Genomic DNA, 19,144 nt, shown 5'->3' with positions numbered 1-19,144 from the left:
ATCAGTCCCTGTCAGTAAAGACCACCGGTACTCAGATCCCCTTGCGTTGCCTTGGGCCCGACCGTGATGGTTTCACCCGTTGACGTCTGAATCTGAACGCCTGCGCGCTGCACTTCCTCGAACAAAGGCAGGTCGGAACCAATTGCAAAACCACCGTCATAGACACGGTCGATAAACCCATCGACGCCGTCGCGGAAGAATTCGGCCACGACATAGTCGCCGCTGGCGTCGTCCGGCAGACGGGCACCGCTGAAACGGTCGATCTTTATGAAATGACCACCTTCCGGAACCTTAAACGGACCGCCGCCGTATTTCTCAACAGCTTTTTCCATGAAGCTCTGGAACACCGGGCCACACAGTGTACCGCCATAGGCCCCCCGACCCATCGGGCGCGGACGGTCATAGCCGATGTAACAGCCCGCAACGATGTTCGAGGTAAACCCGATAAACCACGCATCCTTGGATTCGTTGGTGGTTCCGGTCTTGCCCGCTGTCGGCACCGGCAGGTTCACAACGCGCGATGCCGTCCCGCGATCAACTACGCCTTTCATCATCGACGTCAGCTGATAGGCGGTGATGGCATCCATGACCTGCGCGCGATCTGTAACAAGAGTCGGGGCCTCGTCGGGCTCCAGCCAGGTCGAGTTACAATTCAGACACTGACGGTCATCGTGACGATAGATGGTCTTGCCGAACCGGTCCTGAATACGGTCTACCAGAGTGGGTTCAACCCGCTCACCGCCGTTCGCGAACATCGCATAAGCCGCGACCATTTTGTACAGCGTCGTCTCTTCGGACCCCAGCGAGTTCGCAAGAAACGCCCCCATCCGGTCATAGACGCCAAAGCGTTCGGCGTAACCTGCAACCACCGGCATGGTGACTTCTTGTGCCAGACGGATGGTCATCAGGTTCCGCGACTGCTCGATCCCGGTACGCAAGGGCGTCGGCCCGTAGAACTTGTTCGACGAGTTCTTGGGCCGCCACAAGCCCTGCGGCGTGTTTACCTCGATCGGCGCGTCCACAACGATGGTTGCGGGGCTGTATCCGCTGTCAAGTGCGGCAGCATAGACAAAGGGCTTGAAGCTGGACCCCGGCTGGCGCTGCGCCTGCGTGGCGCGGTTGAACACGGTGTCCTGATACGAGAACCCGCCCTGCATCGCCAGAACGCGGCCCGAGTTCACATCCATCGCCACAAAGCCGCCCTGAACTTCGGGCACCTGACGGGCAGACCACTGCCCCTCTTCGCCCTCGACAACAAGGATCACATCCCCGCGCTTGAAGTTCGCAGCAAAATCACCCTGCATCCACTTGATATCGGACCGCGGAATGATGCCATCTGCAGGTCCGTTTTCGATCCCGACGGTAAGCTGTTGATCCGAAACATTCAGAACCACGGCAGGATACCAGCGGGTCGGCAGCACCACATCGCGCGGGATTTCCAGGATCGACAGCGCCTCGCGCCACTGCGCCTCATCTGCCAGTTTTTCTTCCGGAATCACTTCGCCGGTGCCGCGCCATTTCCCGCGAGACCGGTCATATTTCTGCAACGCCGTGCGCAGGGCCTTTGCGGCCTCGACCTGCATTTGCTCGTCCACCGACGCACGAACCGTGAACCCCCCGGTAAAGAATTCACCTTCACCAAAGTCTTCGCTCAGTTGTCGACGGATTTCATCGGTGAAGTAATCGCGCGGCGGCAAAGCGGTGCGGAAGCTTTCGAAATCACCGTTCTGGACCGAGCGCAACGGCATGTCGACCTCTGACTCATAGGTCGCCTGATCAATGTAACCGTTCTGGTACATCTCCCGCAGCACATAGTTTCTGCGGGCCAGCAGGCGTTCCTTTTGCCGAACCGGGTGATAATCCGACGGTGCCTTGGGCATCGCAGCCAACATCGCCGCCTCATGCGGGGCCAGTTCCTGCAAGGTCTTGTTGAAATAGGTCTGCGCTGCGGCCGTCACGCCGTACGAGTTCTGACCCAGAAAGATCTCGTTCATGTAAAGCTCAAGGATCTGCTCTTTGTCCAGGGTATCCTCAAGCCGGGTGGCGAGGATGATTTCCTTGATCTTTCGTTCTGCCCGGCGGTCGCCCGACAACAGGAAGTTCTTCATCACCTGCTGGGTAATGGTTGACGCTCCCCGCACGGTGCCACCTTTGGTGCGGACTGCTTCAACGCCTGCTGCAATAATGCCGCGCGGATCATACCCCTGATGAGTGTAGAAATTCTTGTCTTCCGCCGAAATAAACGCCTGTTTCACCAGATCAGGGATTTCCTCGGACGGTGTGAACAGGCGGCGTTCCTGCGCGAATTCGTCGATCAGTTGCCCTTCGCCCGAATAGATACGGCTGATAGTCGGGGGCTTGTACTGGGCCAGAGATTCGTGGCTGGGAAGGTCACGGCCATACATCCAGAACACCGCACCAATTACCAGTGCGACCATGAAAATACCCAAGGTGACGATGCTGAAGATCGCCCCAAAAATCGAAAGAATGAACCGGATCACGTTACTGCCTTTTTCTCGCGGTGGTGCCTATATAGTGTTGCACCGCCCAAGGGTCAAAACACCAAGCGTATTCTAGCCGTTTTGCGTCGTAAGGTCACTGGCCAATCAGGGATTTGCGGATCACATCCTGCTGACGCCAGTCTTCGAGCCCCTGAAAAATCCCCAGCGCCATTTTGGCCCGCCATTCCGAATCTCTTAGGTTTTCCCGGTCTCTGGGGCTGGAAAGGAACCCAAGCTCGATCAAAACAGACGGGATATCTGCCGCCTTGAGCACCGAGAACGACGCGGTCCGCAACGGTTTGCGATTCATCGGCCCGCCCTGCTGGGCCATTCCGTTGGCGATCGCGCCGGCCAACAGCTTTGTCCGCGGCACCGTTTCCTGGCGCGCAAGATCCAGCAGAACATCGGCCACCTGATCGTCGGCGCCATTTAGATCGATACCTGAAATCAAATCCCCACGATCATGTCGTTCGGCGAGTTTTGAACTGGCCACGTCTGATGCATCCGCAGACAGGGTGTACACCGCCGCGCCATGCGCCTGGCCTTCGGACAGGGAATCCGCGTGCAGCGAAATGAACAGATCCGCGCCGGCCCGGTGCGCCAAGGTGATCCGCCGCTCCAACGAGACGAACTGGTCGTCAACGCGGGTCAGGACCACTTCATAACCACCTGATCGCAATAGAACTTCGCGCAATTCACGCGCAAAAGTCAGCATCAGAGTTTTCTCATCAACCCCGTCTATCTCGGCGCCCGGATCGATACCACCGTGCCCGGGATCGAGCATCACGCGCAGTGGTCGGTCCGCAGAGCGCGAAGGTACCTGCGGCAGGTCTGCCGGTTCCGGCAAGTCCCAACCCGGATTGCGCGGCGCACCCGCGGTTGCGTTGAACGTGTCAAAATCCGTGCCCTTGAGGTTGAGGGACAGCAGCGCAGCCCCCGAATCCTCGGCAACCGACAGCTCGGCAGTGTCCACGGCCATTGGCGCGCCCAGTTCCAATACCAGCCGCGACCAACCCGGAACATAGGCCCCGAATTGCACGCCACTGACACGTTCGGATTGCAGGAAATCCGTTCGGTTCAGCCCGGTCCAGTCCACTTCGTTGAAGTCCAGAACCATCCGATACGGATCCTGAAGGGTGAATATCCGGTACGGCACCCCCTGACTGAGGCCGATATCCACCCTGACGCCGGTTCGCCCTACATCCGTGATACGGCTTTTGTCCGGATGAATGCGTGCCAGCGCACTGAAGTCCTGCGCGACGGCACTGCCGCACAGCGCCCAGATCAGGGCGATGCAAAAGATGATCCTGCTCATGGCCTCAAGTTTTCCCGAGATCGTTTGTCCGGCAGCCTATACCACAAGGGGTGATTTGTGAACGGCTCAGGCAGGTTCCCCGATCACCTTCCGCTCGGTCATGAACACGCGCAACCGTTCCAGCCCGTCCTGAATGTCGACCGTTGAACGCGCATAGGAAAACCGCAGCGTCGTATGGCCGCGTTGCGGATCGAAATCCAGACCCGGCGTGACCGCGACACCGGCCTTGTCCAGAATCTCGGCCGCAAATGCGCGGCTGTCATCGGTCAGATCAGACACGTCGGCATAGACGTAAAACGCCCCGTCCGGCGGCGCGATTTTCGTGAAGCCGGCCTTGGGCAGTCCTTCCAGCATCAGGGCGCGATTTCGGCGGTACACGTCCAGATTGGCCTGCAGCTCATCCTCGCAGTCCATTGCGGCCAGTGCCGCGACCTGACTGGCATGCGGCGCACAGATGAACAAGTTCTGAGATATCCGCTCGACCACGCGCACCTGATCCTCGGGCACGACCATCCACCCCACGCGCCAACCGGTCATCGAGAAGTACTTGGAGAACGAGTTGATCACATAGCACTCATCCGTCAGTTCCAGCGCTGTCACGGCCTTGGCTTCATATTCCAGACCGTGATAGATTTCGTCGCTGATGAAAGACGCCCCCTGCCCATGTGCGGCTTCGATCAGCGACCCCATGGCGGCGTGATCAAGCATCGTGCCGGTAGGATTCGCCGGAGATGCCACCATCAGACCCTTCAGGCCCATTCCCTGAATATCCGCTGCAACGGGTTGCAGACGGTTCTCGGGCGCGGTCGGCAAATCGACCGGTACCAATCCAAGTGCACTGAGAATCTGGCGATACGACGGATATCCCGGCGCACCGATTCCAACCCGATCCCCGCTGTCGAACAAAGCAGTGAAGGCCAGCAGAAACCCGCCGGACGATCCAGGCGTGATGATCACGCGCTCGGGGTTCAGGTCCACATCGTACCAATCCCCATAAAGCCGCGCGATACGCTTTCGCAGCGCAGGCAACCCCAGGGACACCGTATAACCCAACGGGCTTTGGTCCATCGCCCTCGCCAGCGCTTCGGTCGCGCCCTTGGGTGCGCCGGTTCCGGGCTGTCCAACTTCCATGTGAATCACATGGCGGCCCGCTTCTTCCGCACGGCGCGCGGCCTCCATCACGTCCATCACGATGAAGGGATCGACCTCGGACCGGGTTGAGTTTCTCATGCCCATCTCCCATGTTGCAGCCATGGCTTTTGAACGCGTATCCCGGCTGACGTCAATCCCGGCTCTGATACTGTCGGTTGTCGTCTGGCTGACGGCGGCAACGCAATCTCATGGGCAAAGCCTGATCCGCGACCCCGATATCGAGCATGGGCTGCGCGAGTTGGCGTTTCCAGTGCTGCGTGCCGCAGGTCTGAACACCAACCGGGTTCAAATCCTGGTGGTCAATGACAACACGTTCAACGCATTCGTCATCGACTACAACGCGATCTATGTGAATTACGGGCTGATTCTAACGGTTGAAAGCCCCGAAATGCTGCAAGCGGTGATCGCGCATGAGGCTGCGCATATCGCGAATGGCCATCTGGCCCGCCGCGCCGAAAACCTGAAGGCCGCGCGGCGCAATGCTGGCCTTGGCACAGCTTTGGCGCTGCTTGCGGCCGCGGCAGGCGGGGGTGAAGCCGCCATTGGTATTGCCGCTGGCACCCAGGGCGCTGCAATCCGCAGCTTTCTGGGTCATACCCGCGCCGAAGAAGCTTCGGCTGACCGAAGCGCCGCAAGCTATCTGCGATGGGCTCAAATTTCTCCCAGCGGCATGGTGGAGCTGCACAGGAAATTCGCAGGTCAGGAATTGCTGAGCGTCGCCAACCAGGACCCGTATATGCGGTCGCACCCTACCAGCCGTGAACGTTTGCGCGCCGCCGAAGCCTTTCTGGACGAGTTTGGCGACAAGGCAGTTCAGAATGCCAATGCCGATTACTGGTTTGCCCGCGTCAAAGGCAAGCTGTCGGCCTTTTTGCGCTCACCCAGTTGGACGTTACGGCGCGCCAAAGAGGAAACCGCCCAGGACATCCGCCTGATGCGAGAGGCTTCGGCCCATCATCAGAACCGTGATTTGGGTCGCGCGCGCAATGCGATCGACGAGGCCCTGGTGCTGCGCCCAAGCGACCCGTACTACTATGATCTGAAGGGGCAAATTCTTTTGGAAAACAGGCAAATAGGCGCGGCTATTGAAGCGTACGGAAACGCTGTTGAAATGGCTCCAAACGATGCGCTGATCCTGGCTGGATACGGGCGGGCGTTGCTGGCGCAGGGTCAAACCAAACAAGCCCTGAGCGTGCTGGAAAAAGCCCGCGCCCGGGATTACCGGAACGCCAGATTGTTGCAGGATCTTGGTGTTGCCTATGCTCAGGTTGGTAATGATGGTATGGCGTCGACCGTGACGGCGGAACGGTATGCGCTGCAAGGGCGGCTGGAAGATGCCGGAATCCACGCGAAACGCGCCGTGGCGCGACTGCCCGAAGGCTCACCGGGTTGGCAAAGGGCGCAAGACGTGTTGATTGCGTCGGAACGACTCAACAAAGACAAAAGGAAACGGAAATGATCCTCAGACATGCTGCACCCGCCCTTCTGGGGCTTTCCATGGCGGCAACCTCGGCGCAGGCGCTGGACCTGAACGCGATGAGCGATGCCGAGAAAACAGAATTTGGCGCTCAGGTGCGTGAATACCTGCTGGAAAATCCCGAAGTGATCGTAGAAGCGATCAACATTCTGGAACAGCGCAATGCCGTCGCCGAAGCCGCTGCGGATAAAGAGCTGGTCGCCGCCAATGCGGATGAGCTGTTCAATGACGGTTTTAGCTGGGTTGGCGGCAACCCGGATGGCGACATCACTCTGGTCGAGTTCATGGACTACCGGTGTGGCTATTGCCGCCGTGCCGTTCCCGAAGTGGCCAGTCTGCTGGCCGAAGACGGCAATATTCGCCTTGTGATCAAGGAATTACCAATTCTGGGTGATGCGTCCGTGCTATCCTCACGCTTTGCTGTGGCCACCAAACACGTGGCGGGCGATGATGCGTACAAGCAGGTTCATGATGCCCTGTTGGAATTCACCGGCGAGCCAAGCGAAGTTTCCCTGCGCCGCATCTCCGACGGGTTGGGGCTGAACAGCGACGAGATCATAGCGGCGATGGACAGCGATCGCGTCACGGATGAGATCACCCGCACCCGCGCTCTGGCCCAGAGGATGCAGATCTCGGGCACGCCTTCGTTTGTTCTGGGCACCGAAATGTTGCGTGGCTTCTTGCCATCCGATCAGATGCAGCAGATCGTTGACGGTATACGTGCCGAACGCGGCTAAGGCAGGGTTGGTCGACGGCCTGCCATGAAGCGGCGAGGATTTCTTATGGCCGGAGGAGCGTTGGGCATCACATGTTTCTCTGGCCAGTCTATTGCGCAGCCCGCGACTGGCTTCTACGTCCCGGCCGAAGAAGCCCGGCATGATCGTACTTTCATGCAATGGCCGGTCAGCCGCACTGTCCATCCCGACCCCGTTTTTCTGAAGATGGTGCAGAGGACCATTGCCGAAATCGCAAACACGATCTCTGCTTTTGAGCCCGTCATAATGCTTGCCGGATCAGAATACCACGCAGATATCAGCAAACAGCTTTCTGCGGCGATCGAGATTTGGGATGTCCCGACCGAAGATCTGTGGTGCCGGGACGCAGGCCCGGTGTTCGCGATCAACAACCGTGGCGAGCTTGCGGTCAAACAGATCCAGTTCAATGGTTGGGGGCGAAAGCAGGTTCACGCACATGATGCGAGAATTGCCGACAGAGTGGCCGAAAGGCTGGGACTGCCCCTGCAGCCGACCGGACTGATCGGCGAAGCAGGTGGTGTCGAACAGGATGGGCATGGGGCACTTATGGCGCATGAAAGCTCGTGGGTGAATGACAACCGCAATCCCGGCCTCACTCGCGACGAGATCGAAGCACGGTTGTTGGCAGCCTATGGGGCCAAGCGCATGATCTGGTCCGAAGGTGTCTGGGGCGAAGATATCACCGATTATCATATAGACAGTCTCGCCCGCTTTACCGGCCCCGGTCGGGGCATCATTAACTTGCCGGATAGACCGGACAATCATGATCCTTTCCACATGGCCGCGTTGGACACCCATGATCGTCTGGTTGCAGCGGGCATGGACATGGACGTGATACCCGAACCACATTATCGCCGCGTCAAGAACCCGGACTTCGTCGCCTCTTACGCCAATTACTACGTCTGCAACGGCGGCGTGATTGCGGCCCGGTTCGGAGACGCGGAAACAGACCAGATCGCGTTAGAAACGCTTGCAAGACACTATCCTGGACGTGACGTCGTAACACTTAACGTTGATGTGCTGGGAGAACTTGGCGGCGGCATCCATTGCGCCACGCAACAGATGCCGGTTTTTTAGATGTAGCGAGGAACCCGACTACTCAGCCGCTTCAGCCGCCGCGTCCAGTTCAGCCGCCTTTTTCTCCACCTCTTCCACGATGTGATCGATCATCTGATCGTTGGACATCTTGTGGCTGGCCTTACCGGCCAGATAGACCATGCCGGACCCTGCCCCGCCGCCGGTGAAACCAACATCGGTCATCAGCGCTTCGCCCGGGCCATTGACCACGCAGCCGATGATCGAAAGGGACATCGGCGTCTTGATGTGTTCAAGGCGATGTTCCAGCGCCTCGACGGTTTTGATGACATCAAAACCCTGTCGCGCGCAGGACGGGCATGAGATGATATTGACGCCCCGATGGCGCAGGCCAAGAGATTTGAGGATTTCAAACCCAACCTTCACCTCTTCCACCGGATCAGCAGACAGGCTGACGCGGATCGTGTCGCCGATCCCCATCCACAGCAGGTTGCCAAGGCCGATTGCGGATTTGATCGTACCGCTGACCAGCCCCCCCGCTTCGGTAATGCCCAGATGGATGGGGGCATCCGTCGCCTCGGCAATACCTTGATAGGCCGCGGCGGACAGAAACACGTCGCTGGCTTTTACGCTGATCTTGAACTCGTGAAAATCATTGTCCTGAAGGATGCGGATATGTTCCAGCCCGCTCTCGACCATCGCCTCGGGGCACGGCTCGCCATATTTCTCAAGCAGGTGCTTTTCCAGACTTCCTGCATTCACGCCGATCCGGATTGAACAGTTGTGGTCGCGCGCAGCCTGGATGACTTCTTTCACGCGGGTTTCGTCACCGATGTTGCCGGGATTGATGCGCAAACATGCGGCGCCCGCTTCGGCGGCTTCGATGCCGCGCCGATAGTGGAAATGAATGTCTGCCACGATGGGCACGGGGCTTTCCCGGACAATCTCTTTCAGCGCTTTGGACGACGCCTCATCAGGAACCGAGACACGCACGATATCTGCACCGGCCTCAGCCGCCGCCTGCACCTGCGCCACGGTCGCCGCCACATCGGTCGTCAGCGTGTTGGTCATGGTCTGAACGGCAATAGGCGCATCGCCACCAACGGGGACGTTACCGACCATAATTTGACGGGATTTACGACGGTAGATGTCGCGCCAGGGGCGTACGTGATTGAGGGACATAAGGACGGATCCGCGTCTGCCTGAGTTGCGACTGTAGATAGTTCGGCAACCGAGTTACCGCAATGGCTAGATCACTCGGCGGGCGTTTCTATCGCCTCGGTTTGCAGTTCCGCCACCAGTTGCTTGAGCGCGCTGTTCTGTTCCGCCTCAAGATCGGCGACGGCATAGGCCTCGGACACGGCGTCTTTCGACAGAACGACACCCTTGGCGACGGTGCCCGGAGCACCCGCCGGGCCGTAGTGCTTACCGTTCATCGAAAAATAAACTGATCCGGATGCGCCGGCACGCAATGACGGCGGTTCTTCGGTCAGGGGCACTTCGAACACACTGCCCTGCTCAACGGTACCCAGTGTGCCTTCGAAAATGACGCTTCCATCCGCAGCTGTCACGCGCATCCATGCCGGATCAACAGCCACGATCTTGAGCGTGGTGTCGATCTGTTCGACCACTTGCGGCAGGGCAGGTTTTTCAACTGTGTGCAGTTCGGCCACTTCGAACTGCGGCAATTCGGGCGGGCGGAAAGTTCCAACCTCGCGCGGATCAAGCGTAGAGATCGGAGCATCCCGCGCAACCAGCACCGGAACATCCAGTGCCTGCGGACGATAGAGACGGTCCAATGCTTCGGCACTTGCCACCTGTGCAGCATCATCTGACGCGTTGCTGCGCGCCGCATCCAGCGGATCCAGATCAGACAAAACCACCGGAGCTTGTTCAACCGGGCTGACCTGTACTTGCTGAATTCTGTTCAGAACAGCCCAGCCGCCATAGCCGATGCCACCAATCACCGCCAGCAATACCAGTGACGAACCAATGGCACGGGGTTCGATCTGGCTGACCAGAGGCTCCTTGCCCGGAATAAAAGGCGTGTTGGGAGAGATGAACGGGTCACGCCCCATTGGGCCGCGTGCGGGCAGAGCACCTGAAGGCTTCCGCACCACCGAGGCTTCGGCGGACATGCCATGCGCGACCTCGAATCCGCTTTCCTGGCAGAAAGACGCAAAGGTCTCATCGGGGTTCATGCCCAGATAGCGTGCGTAGGAACGCACATACCCGGCGATAAAGCCGGGTGTATCAAACGCATCGGGGTCGGCGTTTTCAATTGCAGCGATATAGTTGGCTTTGATCCGCAACTCGCGCTGAACATCCAGAAGGGATTTGCCCATCGTAGCGCGTTCACCGCGCATCTTGTCGCCTAGGCGAATCTCATAGTCATCAAACCCTTTTGGTCTGACATCTAAGTCCTCTTCGGAATCGCGCTGAGATCTGCGCCCAATCATCCCTGCTGCCCCATTCTGCCTGTCGCGTATTTCGCGTAAGTGGCGAATCATCCCCACAATGATTCGTCTACTCGTTTTGTTAACGTAAGCTTAACACGCGGCAAACTCGTTGCACACTTTGGCGTTAGGTTATCCGGCAAGTTCGGCGCGATTTAGCGCACAATGTGACCAAAGTTCGTCCATCGCCTGCACCAGACGGTTCATTTCGTCAGGTCCATGCACCGGAGACGGGGTAAAACGCAGGCGCTCGGTTCCGCGCGGGACGGTTGGGAAATTGATCGGTTGCACGTAGATGCCATAATCGTCCAGCAACATGTCGCTGAGCTTTTTGGTGTGCACAGGGTTGCCGACGATCACGGGCACGATGTGGCTGCCGTGATCGATCAGCGGCAGGCCCATCCCCTTCAGCCGCAGCTTGAGGATCTTCGCCTGGGTCTGGTGTTGCTCGCGCAACTCAGACGCGGTTTTCAGGTAAGCAACGGATGCAGCAGCCCCCGCGGCAACAGCAGGCGGCAACGATGTCGTAAAGATAAAGCCCGGTGCATAAGACCGCACGGCATCGCACATCTTGGCACTGGCCGCGATATAGCCCCCCATGACGCCATAGGCCTTGGCCAGAGTGCCATTGATGATGTCGATCCTATGCGCCAGGCGATCCCGCTCGGTCACGCCGCCACCGCGCGGGCCATACATGCCCACGGCGTGCACTTCGTCGATATAGGTCAGCGCGCCGAATTCATCGGCCAAATCGCAAATTTCTTCGATTGGCCCAAAATCGCCATCCATGGAATAGACCGACTCGAAGGCGATCAGCTTGGGCGCGGCAGGATCGTCCGCCTCAAGCAATTCGCGCAGATGCGCCACGTCGTTATGACGGAAAATGCGCTTGGCGCCCCCGTTTCGGCGCACCCCTTCAATCATTGAAGCATGGTTCAGCGCGTCAGAATAGATGATCAGCCCCGGGAACAGCTTGGGCAGCGTGCTGAGGGTGGCGTCATTGGCAATATACGCGCTGGTAAACAACAGCGCGGCTTCCTTGCCATGCAGATCGGCCAGTTCGGCCTCGAGCTTTTTGTGATAAACCGTGGTGCCCGAGATATTTCGCGTGCCGCCCGAGCCCGCACCAGCCGCATCGATCGCCTCGTGCATGGCATTCAGTACAACGGGGTGCTGGCCCATGCCCAGATAGTCATTGCCGCACCACACGGTGATGTTCTGCTGCGACCCGTCCGAGCGTGTGCGCACCGCGTGGGGGAAATGTCCGTTGCGACGTTCGATATCGATAAAGGTCCGGTAACGTCCTTCTTCATGCAGCCTGGCAATCGCTGAATCGAGCTGAGCAGTATAGTCCAACGGACCCTCCTTGAATGCCCGTTTCCGGTTTCCCTTGGGCAATTAGTCTGCCACATCTCACAGCTTAACCTGTTTCCGCAGCTTTGTGTTCCTTTATTCAGCTGGTTACAGCCGAACAGGTGAACCCAACTTTGATTTGCATCAAATATAAGCTTGCAATCCTCACGGCAAGTATAGTTCCGGCCATCGGACGCGTGGAAACGACGCAGCCGCGCCGCGTCATTCGCGGTTCTGTCTTGCATGCAGAATTCAGATCAACCGCTCTGGACGGCGCTGTCAACGCTGCTAGGGTTCGCCCGAACACAGACAAGCAGGAGATCCCCATGTCGCTAGACACCGTGCTGAACCGGATTGACGAAGATCTGCAAACATCGATCGACCGCCTGATGGAGCTGCTGCGCATCCCCTCGATCTCGACCGATCCCGCTTACAAGGCCGACGTCAGCCGTGCAGCCGACTGGCTGGTTGCCGACCTGAACAGTATCGGAATCGCAGCAGAAAAACGGGAAACCGCGGGGCACCCGATGGTCGTAGGCCATGTGGGAGAGGACCCGGATGCACCTCACATCCTGTTTTACGGCCATTATGACGTGCAACCCGTCGATCCGCTGAACCTTTGGACACGCGATCCGTTTGATCCCGCCATCGAAGACACCGAGCATGGCCCTGTCATCCGCGGGCGCGGGGCGTCGGACGACAAAGGTCAGTTGATGACATTCGTCGAAGCCTGCCGCGCATGGAAAGCGGTGCACGGATCCTTGCCCTGCCGCATCACCTTTTTCTTTGAGGGCGAAGAAGAATCCGGCTCACCCTCGCTGGTCCCCTTCCTCGAAGACAACGCGGCCGAACTCAAAGCGGATCTGGCGCTGGTCTGCGATACATCCATGCTATCGCGAGGTGTTCCGTCGATTGCCTCACAACTGCGCGGCATGCTGAAGGACGAGTTCACCATCATCGGACCCCGCATCGATCTGCACTCCGGCCATTACGGTGGCCCGGGCCTGAATCCGCTGCGCGAACTGTCGAAAATCGTTGCCTCATTCTATGATGACGAAACCGGGCGTGTCGCGGTCGATGGTTTCTATGAAGGCGTTCATGAAGTGCCTCAGGACCAGCTGCGTCAGTGGCAAAACTGCGGCTTCGACGAAGCGGATTACCTGAACTCGGTCGGATATACCCAACCGCACGGCGAAAAAGCCTATTCAACGCTAGAGCAACAATGGGCGCGCCCGACACTTGAAGTGAACGGGCTGTGGGGCGGGTACAATGGCGCCGGTTCAAAAACCGTAATCCCTTCGGAAGCACATTGTAAAATCACGTGCCGTCTGGTCGGCGACATGGACCCGGACGCATTACGCACCAAGATCCGCAAACATGTCGAGGACCGCCTGTCCCCGGATGCAAAAGTTGTTTGGGACAACGATCTGGAAGGTTCGCCCGCTTCGGTCATGAATATCGATCGCCCGGAATTCGAAGCCGCCCGCAAAGCACTGTCGGACGAATGGCACCGCGAAGCGGTGTTTACAGGCATGGGCGGCTCGATCCCAGTCGTCGGGTACTTCAACACTGTCCTGGGGCTCGATTCGATGCTGGCCGGCTATGCCAACGAGGACGACGCCATCCATTCACCGAATGAGAAATATGACGTCAAAAGCTTCCACAAGGGCATCCGTTCCTGGGCCCGAATTCTGGATGCTTTGAACAGGTAACGGCTTTCAGCGAGGCTCGGCCTCGCGCTCCGGGATACTTGCAGCCAGATGAATAAAGGACCTCTGCTTCATCTGGCCCAAAATATCCCGGGGGAGCCGCGCGCAGCAAGGCGGGGGCAGAGCCCCCTGCCTGACCGGAACGTGCGCACGACCTTACATATGGATCACGCGGCCATACGCATCCAGCACGCTTTCGTGCATCATTTCTGACAGAGTCGGGTGCGGGAAGACCGTGTTCATCAGGTCTTCTTCGGTCGTTTCCAACTGCCGCCCAACCACATACCCCTGAATCAGTTCGGTAACCTCGGCACCGATCATATGCGCCCCCAGAAGTTCACCTGTTTTGGCATCGAACACGGTTTTGATCAGGCCTTCCGGTTCGCCCAGAGCAATGGCCTTGCCATTGCCGATGAAGGGGAAACGACCAACTTTGATGTCATATCCCAGCTCTTTGGCTTTTGCTTCGGTATATCCGACCGAGGCCACCTGAGGCTGGCAATAGGTACATCCCGCGATGCTTTCGGGTTTGACCGGGTGTGCATGCTGGCCCGCGATCAGATCGGCGACCATGACGCCTTCGTGACTGGCTTTATGTGCAAGCCAGGGCGCGCCAGCGATGTCGCCGATCGCATAAAGACCATCGACACCGGTGCGGCAATACTCATCCGTCACCACATGCGTGCGGTCGATCTTTACGCCCAGAGCTTCCAGACCAAGGTTCTCGACGTTGCCGACGATACCGACAGCCGAGATCACCGTGTCGAACTCGTGCTTCTCAACCTTGCCCTTGACCTCGATATGAGCGGTCACCTTGCCTTTGCCACGATCCAGCTGCTTGACCATGGCCTTTTCCATGATGGTCATGCCCTGTTTGGTGAAGGCTTTCTTGGCCAATGCACTGATTTCCGCATCTTCCACAGGCAACACGCGGTCCATTACTTCGACCACAGTCGTGTCAGCCCCCAACGTGTTGTAGAAGCTCGCAAACTCGATGCCGATCGCGCCCGAGCCGATGACCAGCAATTTCTTGGGCATCCGGGGCGGTTGCAGCGCGTGCTTGTAGGTCCACACCAGATCGCCGTCAGCCTCGAGACCGGGCAGTTCGCGGGCCCGTGCGCCGGTTGCGAGAACGATGTTCTTGGCCGTCAGTTCTTCGGTGCCCTTGTCGGTCTTGACACTGACCCTGCCTTTTGCGGGGATCGTCGCCTCACCCATCACCACGGCGACCTTGTTCTTCTTCAGCAGATGGCCGATGCCGCCCGAAAGCTGCCCGGCAACGCCACGGGATCTTTTGACGACCGCGTCCAGATCGTAACCGATCTTGTCGGCTTTCAATCCGAAATCCTTGGCGCGTTCCATCAGATGGAACACTTCGGAGGACCGCAGCAATGCCTTGGTGGGAATGCACCCCCAGTTCAGACAGATGCCACCAAGGTGCTCGCGCTCGACCACGACGGTTTTCAGACCAAGCTGGGCCGCACGGATGGCGGCGACATAGCCACCGGGGCCAGCCCCGATTACGATCAGATCATAGGATTGTGCAGCCATGTGTTCCTCTCGGCGCAGGTGATGAAAATTTAGTTTACCATTAAACTATTTTCAGAAACGCATCAACAAGCGTTCCCGCGACAAATGCGACGCAGGGTAAACCATACCGGAATATGCGGATTTCAGCCTATACCCCGGCCAAAGCTATGGCTAGAACAGAAACGCCGACGCCGTTCGGACATTTGTGAACACATTGAAATCAAGGAGTTTACCATGGCCAAAACACTAAAAGATCTGGCGCTTGCTCTGCTAAACGCAACTTTGATACTTGTGGCGCTGTGCCTGTTTTTGGGCTGGAAGCTGGCATCGAAAGTCGAAAGCGTCTCGGCAGAGTTCTCAGAGACCGTACAAGTTCTTGCCCCTATTCGGGATGATGCGAAGGGCATTCGGGGCGAACTTTCCGCGTTGCGCGGTGATTTGACGACGCTGATGAGGGAACACCAGGTTACGGACAGTCAAACCGCGCAAAACATCCAGGCAACATTGCGCCGCCTAAACGCTGTTGAACAAAAGCTGCAATCTACGCAGGAGCGGTTCACTGAACTTGCAGACACGCCAGAGGTTCTGATCGCTCAGACCATACAGACCGGAGCAGACATCGCATCCGAGCGCGTCCTGGCGCTCAAGGGGTGTAAGCCGGAGTCCTAAGGGCCCCTGCTCTATCGGTTGTCGCGCGGTTCCATAATCTGTCTCGGCGATCTCAGGCTGTCGCTTGCAGCTCACGCACAGTAGAACCGTAGCCACCCATGTCGACATAAGCCTCTTCGTGAGGGGTCGAATTGCGCGACAGTGCTTCGTTCCGATAAGGAAAACGACCGAACTTGCGGATCACTTCACGATGCGCTCGGGCATGAAGCAGATTGCTTGTATCGCCGCTCATGTTTTCGCAGATCAGACGCACGCAGCGTTCCTGATCGCACAGGTTTTCCGAATGCATCATTGGCAAGTAAAAGAACTGCCGGGCCGGTTCGTCGATTTTCTTGTCCCAGTCCCTGTCGACAGCGCATTTTGCTGCGGCCAAAGCCGCTCGGTCCGTCGCGAAAGCACGCGCCTGCCCCCGGAACATGTTGCGTGAAAACTGGTCCGTCAGAATAATGTAAGCCAGTGACCCGCTGGGATAGGTCAGCCAGAGCGAAAACTTGCCCTCGGCCGCAGCCTCCCATGTTGATTGAAAACGTGCGCGGATATTTGAATCCAACGCTTCATCCTCAATATACCAGCCCTTTGGACCCACCTCATCTAACCAAAAACTCAATACTTCTTCAGGCGTTACCATTGCCTTAAACTCCGTCTTGTGCCCGCATTTGGGACGTAACGTCATTTAAGGCCGTTTTACAGAACTGTTACAGTAACATATTGCAACACTTGCGACATAATCCTGTGTCCTAGGCATCTTCCTGCTCAGCCTGCTCGGCCTCGGCGGCTTCGATCGCAACCTCCTGTGCCACTTCAAGCGCAACTGGCGAGGATGTTGGATACAGCGTCGACATTGTGCCGGTTTCGTCCACAGGGATCGAAGCACGCTGTGTCGTTCGATAAAGTGCGTAGAGTGCCATTGCGAGTAACAGTGCCGCAATAAAGAGAAAAAAGCCCGACGGCCCGAAAATGGCATCACCCATCAACCAACCGGTTATCAGCGGCCCGGCAATCGCTCCCAGACCGTTGATAAACACCAGTCCGCCAGATGCTGCCGCCATATCCTCGTATTCAAGAAAGTCATTCGCATGCGCGATCAGCAATGAGTAGAGCGGGTTGGAGGTGCCGCCGATCAGGAAAGCCGAGGCAAGCAGAATTGGAAACGATCCACCCATCATCATTGCGATAGTTGCGCCGCCGGCACCGGCGAGCGCCACAAGAAGGATCAGAAAGCGTCGATCCATGCGATCAGAGAACCAGCCCAACGGATATTGCAGAACAACTGCTCCGATATAAAACGCCGCAACGAAGGTCGAAATTTCTACCAGCGACAGCCCGGCCCGAGCGCCGAAAACCGCCGCCATACCGAACTGCGCCGAAAACACGCCCCCCAGCAGAAACATGCCCACACAGCCCAGAGGCGAGGTTTCCAGCAGTTTCTTCAGGGTCATCGGTTTTGTGGTATCAAAGGCTGGTGTTGGCGAGATTGACAACAAAATAGGTGCGAAAGACACCGAAACCAGAATCGAGGCGATTACAAAGGTTTCGTATCCAGCGGGGTCGCCGACCAGAACAAGCGCCTGCGCACTGATGATACCCGTCATCTGGACAATCATATAGAGCGACAGCGCCTGCCCGCGGTTCTCATTACTTGCCGCGTTATTGAGCCAGCTTTCCGCGGTGACGTAGACGCCCGAAAAACAGAACCCGATCACCACTCGGCCAAGGGCCCACGCGATCGGGTCTGTCAGCATCGGATACATGATCATCACGGCCGAAATGAACGACGCAAGGGCCGCAAAGACCCGAACATGGCCGACGCGCCGGATCATCTCGGGTGCGAGGCGTGAACCGCCCAGAAAACCCAGAAAATAAGCCGACATGACAAATGACATCTCAAGGGTCGAAAAGCCTTCGATCTCACCCCGAACGCCCAGGATAGTGCCCTGCAGGCCGTTTCCGACCATCAGCAACCCCATGCCGAGCAACAACGCCCATGCGCTGGAAAGGACCTGAATCATTGGGGCCTCCGACTAATGCCAACCTGATTTTAGTGTCGTTCTGCGATCAAAGACCGCCTACGTCGCGCTTGTCTACGACATTCCCGATCCGTGATGCTGTATACGCGCCCTTCAGGGGATCAAAAGCGACGCGTCGCCATAAGAAAAGAACCGATATTTCCGGGCTATGGCATGCGTGTAGACATCGCGCATCCGGTCCTGCCCCATCAATGCCGAAACCAGCATAAGTAAAGTGGACTTCGGCAAATGAAAATTGGTCATCAATGCGTCTGTGACATGGAATTCGAAACCGGGATAAATGAAGATATCCGTGTCGCCTTCCCAGGGTTCAATCTTTCCTGACCTTGCCGCACTTTCGATCAGGCGCAAAGCTGTTGTCCCCACCGGGATCACACGCCCGCCAGCCGCCTTGGTTGCCCGTATCTGTGCCGCGGCCTCCGGGCTTACCTGTCCCCATTCAGCATGCATCTTATGGGTTGTGACATCCTCAACCTTAACCGGAAGAAAAGTTCCTGCCCCCACATGAAGCGTCACATGCGTGAAGCTTACACCTCGCTCGGCCAACGCCTTCATCAGCGCATCATCGAAATGCAACGATGCGGTCGGGGCGGCCACGGCGCCGGAACGGTTTGCCCAGATAGTCTGATAGTCCGTTTTGTCCCGTTCATCAGCCGGGCGTTTGGCTGCGATGTAGGGCGGCAGAGGCATTGCTCCGGCCTGATCCAGCGCCGCGTCGAAATCCTCGCCGCTGAGATTGAAGCGCAGATACGCCTGGCCGTCAGCAACCCTGTCCAGTGTGGCGCTGAGATCATCTGAGAAGACAATCTCTTCCCCAAGCTTCACTTTTTTGAGCGGCTTGATCAACGCAGACCACGTGCCGTCGGCCTGCGGGTCCAGCAAGGTTGCCTCGATCCCGGCGGAAACCGGCCCTTGCGCGCTGTCGCGATGGCGCCGACCGTTCAGCCGCGCCGGGATGACACGGGTGTCATTCAACACCAGCCGGTCGCCCGGCTGCAGATATTCAGGCAAATCGATCACATGGCTGTCGGTCGTCGCGTTCCCTTGCGCTACCAACAGGCGCGCAGAGGACCGCGGGCTGGCAGGCCGCGTGGCGATCAGGTCTTCGGGCAGGTGGAAATCAAAATCGCTGAGTTTCATGCCCGCGCCTTACAACCCTGCATCA

The 19,144-nt window shown here is 58.0% G+C and carries 15 protein-coding genes; 5 read left to right on the top strand and 10 right to left on the bottom strand.

All coding sequences use genetic code 11. The features are described from left to right. Window positions 1-11 precede the first annotated feature (11 nt). The 3 genes from AC2FLP_RS02470 to AC2FLP_RS02460 all read right to left on the bottom strand — a co-directional run bounded on the left by AC2FLP_RS02470 (window position 12) and on the right by AC2FLP_RS02460 (window position 5,046). The gene (locus AC2FLP_RS02470) at window positions 12-2,501 is read right to left on the bottom strand and encodes a penicillin-binding protein 1A (protein WP_496680955.1); all 2,490 of its coding nucleotides are present in this window, start codon (window positions 2,499-2,501) and stop codon (window positions 12-14) included. A gap of 94 nt (window positions 2,502-2,595) precedes the next feature. Then, window positions 2,596-3,816, bottom strand: a complete 1,221-nt coding sequence (locus tag AC2FLP_RS02465) for an N-acetylmuramoyl-L-alanine amidase (RefSeq protein WP_117868660.1) — start codon at window positions 3,814-3,816, stop codon at window positions 2,596-2,598. A gap of 66 nt (window positions 3,817-3,882) precedes the next feature. Then, on the bottom strand, window positions 3,883-5,046 hold the full coding sequence (locus AC2FLP_RS02460; protein WP_496680958.1) for a pyridoxal phosphate-dependent aminotransferase: 1,164 nt from the start codon (window positions 5,044-5,046) through the stop codon (window positions 3,883-3,885). Between AC2FLP_RS02460 and AC2FLP_RS02455 the strand changes: the two genes are divergently transcribed. The 3 genes from AC2FLP_RS02455 to AC2FLP_RS02445 are packed head-to-tail and all read left to right on the top strand — an operon-like array spanning window position 5,045 to window position 8,277. After that, a complete protein-coding gene (locus AC2FLP_RS02455; RefSeq protein WP_496680960.1) occupies window positions 5,045-6,427 on the top strand; it encodes a M48 family metalloprotease in 1,383 nt (460 codons plus the stop codon). The genes AC2FLP_RS02460 and AC2FLP_RS02455 overlap by 2 nt on opposite strands. Further along, the gene (locus AC2FLP_RS02450) at window positions 6,424-7,182 is read left to right on the top strand and encodes a DsbA family protein (protein ID WP_496680962.1); all 759 of its coding nucleotides are present in this window, start codon (window positions 6,424-6,426) and stop codon (window positions 7,180-7,182) included. Before AC2FLP_RS02455 ends, AC2FLP_RS02450 begins: the two co-directional genes overlap by 4 nt. Window positions 7,183-7,206: 24 nt before the next feature. Then, window positions 7,207-8,277 (top strand): agmatine deiminase family protein, encoded by a 1,071-nt coding sequence (locus tag AC2FLP_RS02445; RefSeq protein WP_496680964.1) that lies wholly within the window; start codon window positions 7,207-7,209, stop codon window positions 8,275-8,277. An 18-nt stretch (window positions 8,278-8,295) separates the two neighbouring features. Here the strand turns inward: AC2FLP_RS02445 and ispG are convergent, their stop codons facing one another. The 3 genes from ispG to hemA all read right to left on the bottom strand — a co-directional run bounded on the left by ispG (window position 8,296) and on the right by hemA (window position 12,047). Continuing rightward, complete coding sequence (gene ispG / locus AC2FLP_RS02440) at window positions 8,296-9,417, bottom strand: flavodoxin-dependent (E)-4-hydroxy-3-methylbut-2-enyl-diphosphate synthase (protein ID WP_171723081.1); 1,122 nt, start codon at window positions 9,415-9,417, stop codon at window positions 8,296-8,298. Window positions 9,418-9,488: 71 nt separating this feature from the next. Then, window positions 9,489-10,694, bottom strand: a complete 1,206-nt coding sequence (locus AC2FLP_RS02435) for a helix-turn-helix domain-containing protein (protein ID WP_496680966.1) — start codon at window positions 10,692-10,694, stop codon at window positions 9,489-9,491. Window positions 10,695-10,823: 129 nt separating this feature from the next. Beyond that, window positions 10,824-12,047, bottom strand: coding sequence for a 5-aminolevulinate synthase (gene hemA / locus AC2FLP_RS02430; RefSeq protein ID WP_299893951.1), 1,224 nt, complete (start codon window positions 12,045-12,047; stop codon window positions 10,824-10,826). Between the two features lie 323 nt (window positions 12,048-12,370). Between hemA and AC2FLP_RS02425 the strand changes: the two genes are divergently transcribed. After that, a complete protein-coding gene (locus tag AC2FLP_RS02425) occupies window positions 12,371-13,756 on the top strand; it encodes a dipeptidase (RefSeq protein WP_496680970.1) in 1,386 nt (461 codons plus the stop codon). A gap of 153 nt (window positions 13,757-13,909) precedes the next feature. Here the strand turns inward: AC2FLP_RS02425 and lpdA are convergent, their stop codons facing one another. Further along, window positions 13,910-15,304: a dihydrolipoyl dehydrogenase gene (gene lpdA / locus AC2FLP_RS02420; RefSeq protein WP_299893954.1), complete on the bottom strand. Its 1,395-nt coding sequence runs from the start codon at window positions 15,302-15,304 to the stop codon at window positions 13,910-13,912. A 213-nt stretch (window positions 15,305-15,517) separates the two neighbouring features. Here lpdA and AC2FLP_RS02415 point away from each other — a divergent pair, with 213 nt between their 5' ends. Further along, complete coding sequence (locus AC2FLP_RS02415; protein WP_496680973.1) at window positions 15,518-15,952, top strand: hypothetical protein; 435 nt, start codon at window positions 15,518-15,520, stop codon at window positions 15,950-15,952. A 52-nt stretch (window positions 15,953-16,004) separates the two neighbouring features. Here AC2FLP_RS02415 and AC2FLP_RS02410 read toward each other — a convergent pair whose 3' ends face one another. The 3 genes from AC2FLP_RS02410 to queA all read right to left on the bottom strand — a co-directional run bounded on the left by AC2FLP_RS02410 (window position 16,005) and on the right by queA (window position 19,119). After that, the gene (locus tag AC2FLP_RS02410) at window positions 16,005-16,580 is read right to left on the bottom strand and encodes a DUF924 family protein (protein ID WP_496680975.1); all 576 of its coding nucleotides are present in this window, start codon (window positions 16,578-16,580) and stop codon (window positions 16,005-16,007) included. 109 nt (window positions 16,581-16,689) lie between these two features. Continuing rightward, complete coding sequence (locus AC2FLP_RS02405) at window positions 16,690-17,961, bottom strand: MFS transporter (protein WP_117868650.1); 1,272 nt, start codon at window positions 17,959-17,961, stop codon at window positions 16,690-16,692. A 111-nt stretch (window positions 17,962-18,072) separates the two neighbouring features. Continuing rightward, complete coding sequence (queA, locus tag AC2FLP_RS02400) at window positions 18,073-19,119, bottom strand: tRNA preQ1(34) S-adenosylmethionine ribosyltransferase-isomerase QueA (RefSeq protein ID WP_299893961.1); 1,047 nt, start codon at window positions 19,117-19,119, stop codon at window positions 18,073-18,075. Window positions 19,120-19,144 lie beyond the last annotated feature (25 nt).

The sequence above is a fragment of the Ruegeria sp. CDSA141 genome (assembly GCF_059612005.1).
Note: the sequence above shows the minus strand (reverse complement) of the source record. Positions and strands in the feature narration are given on the sequence as shown.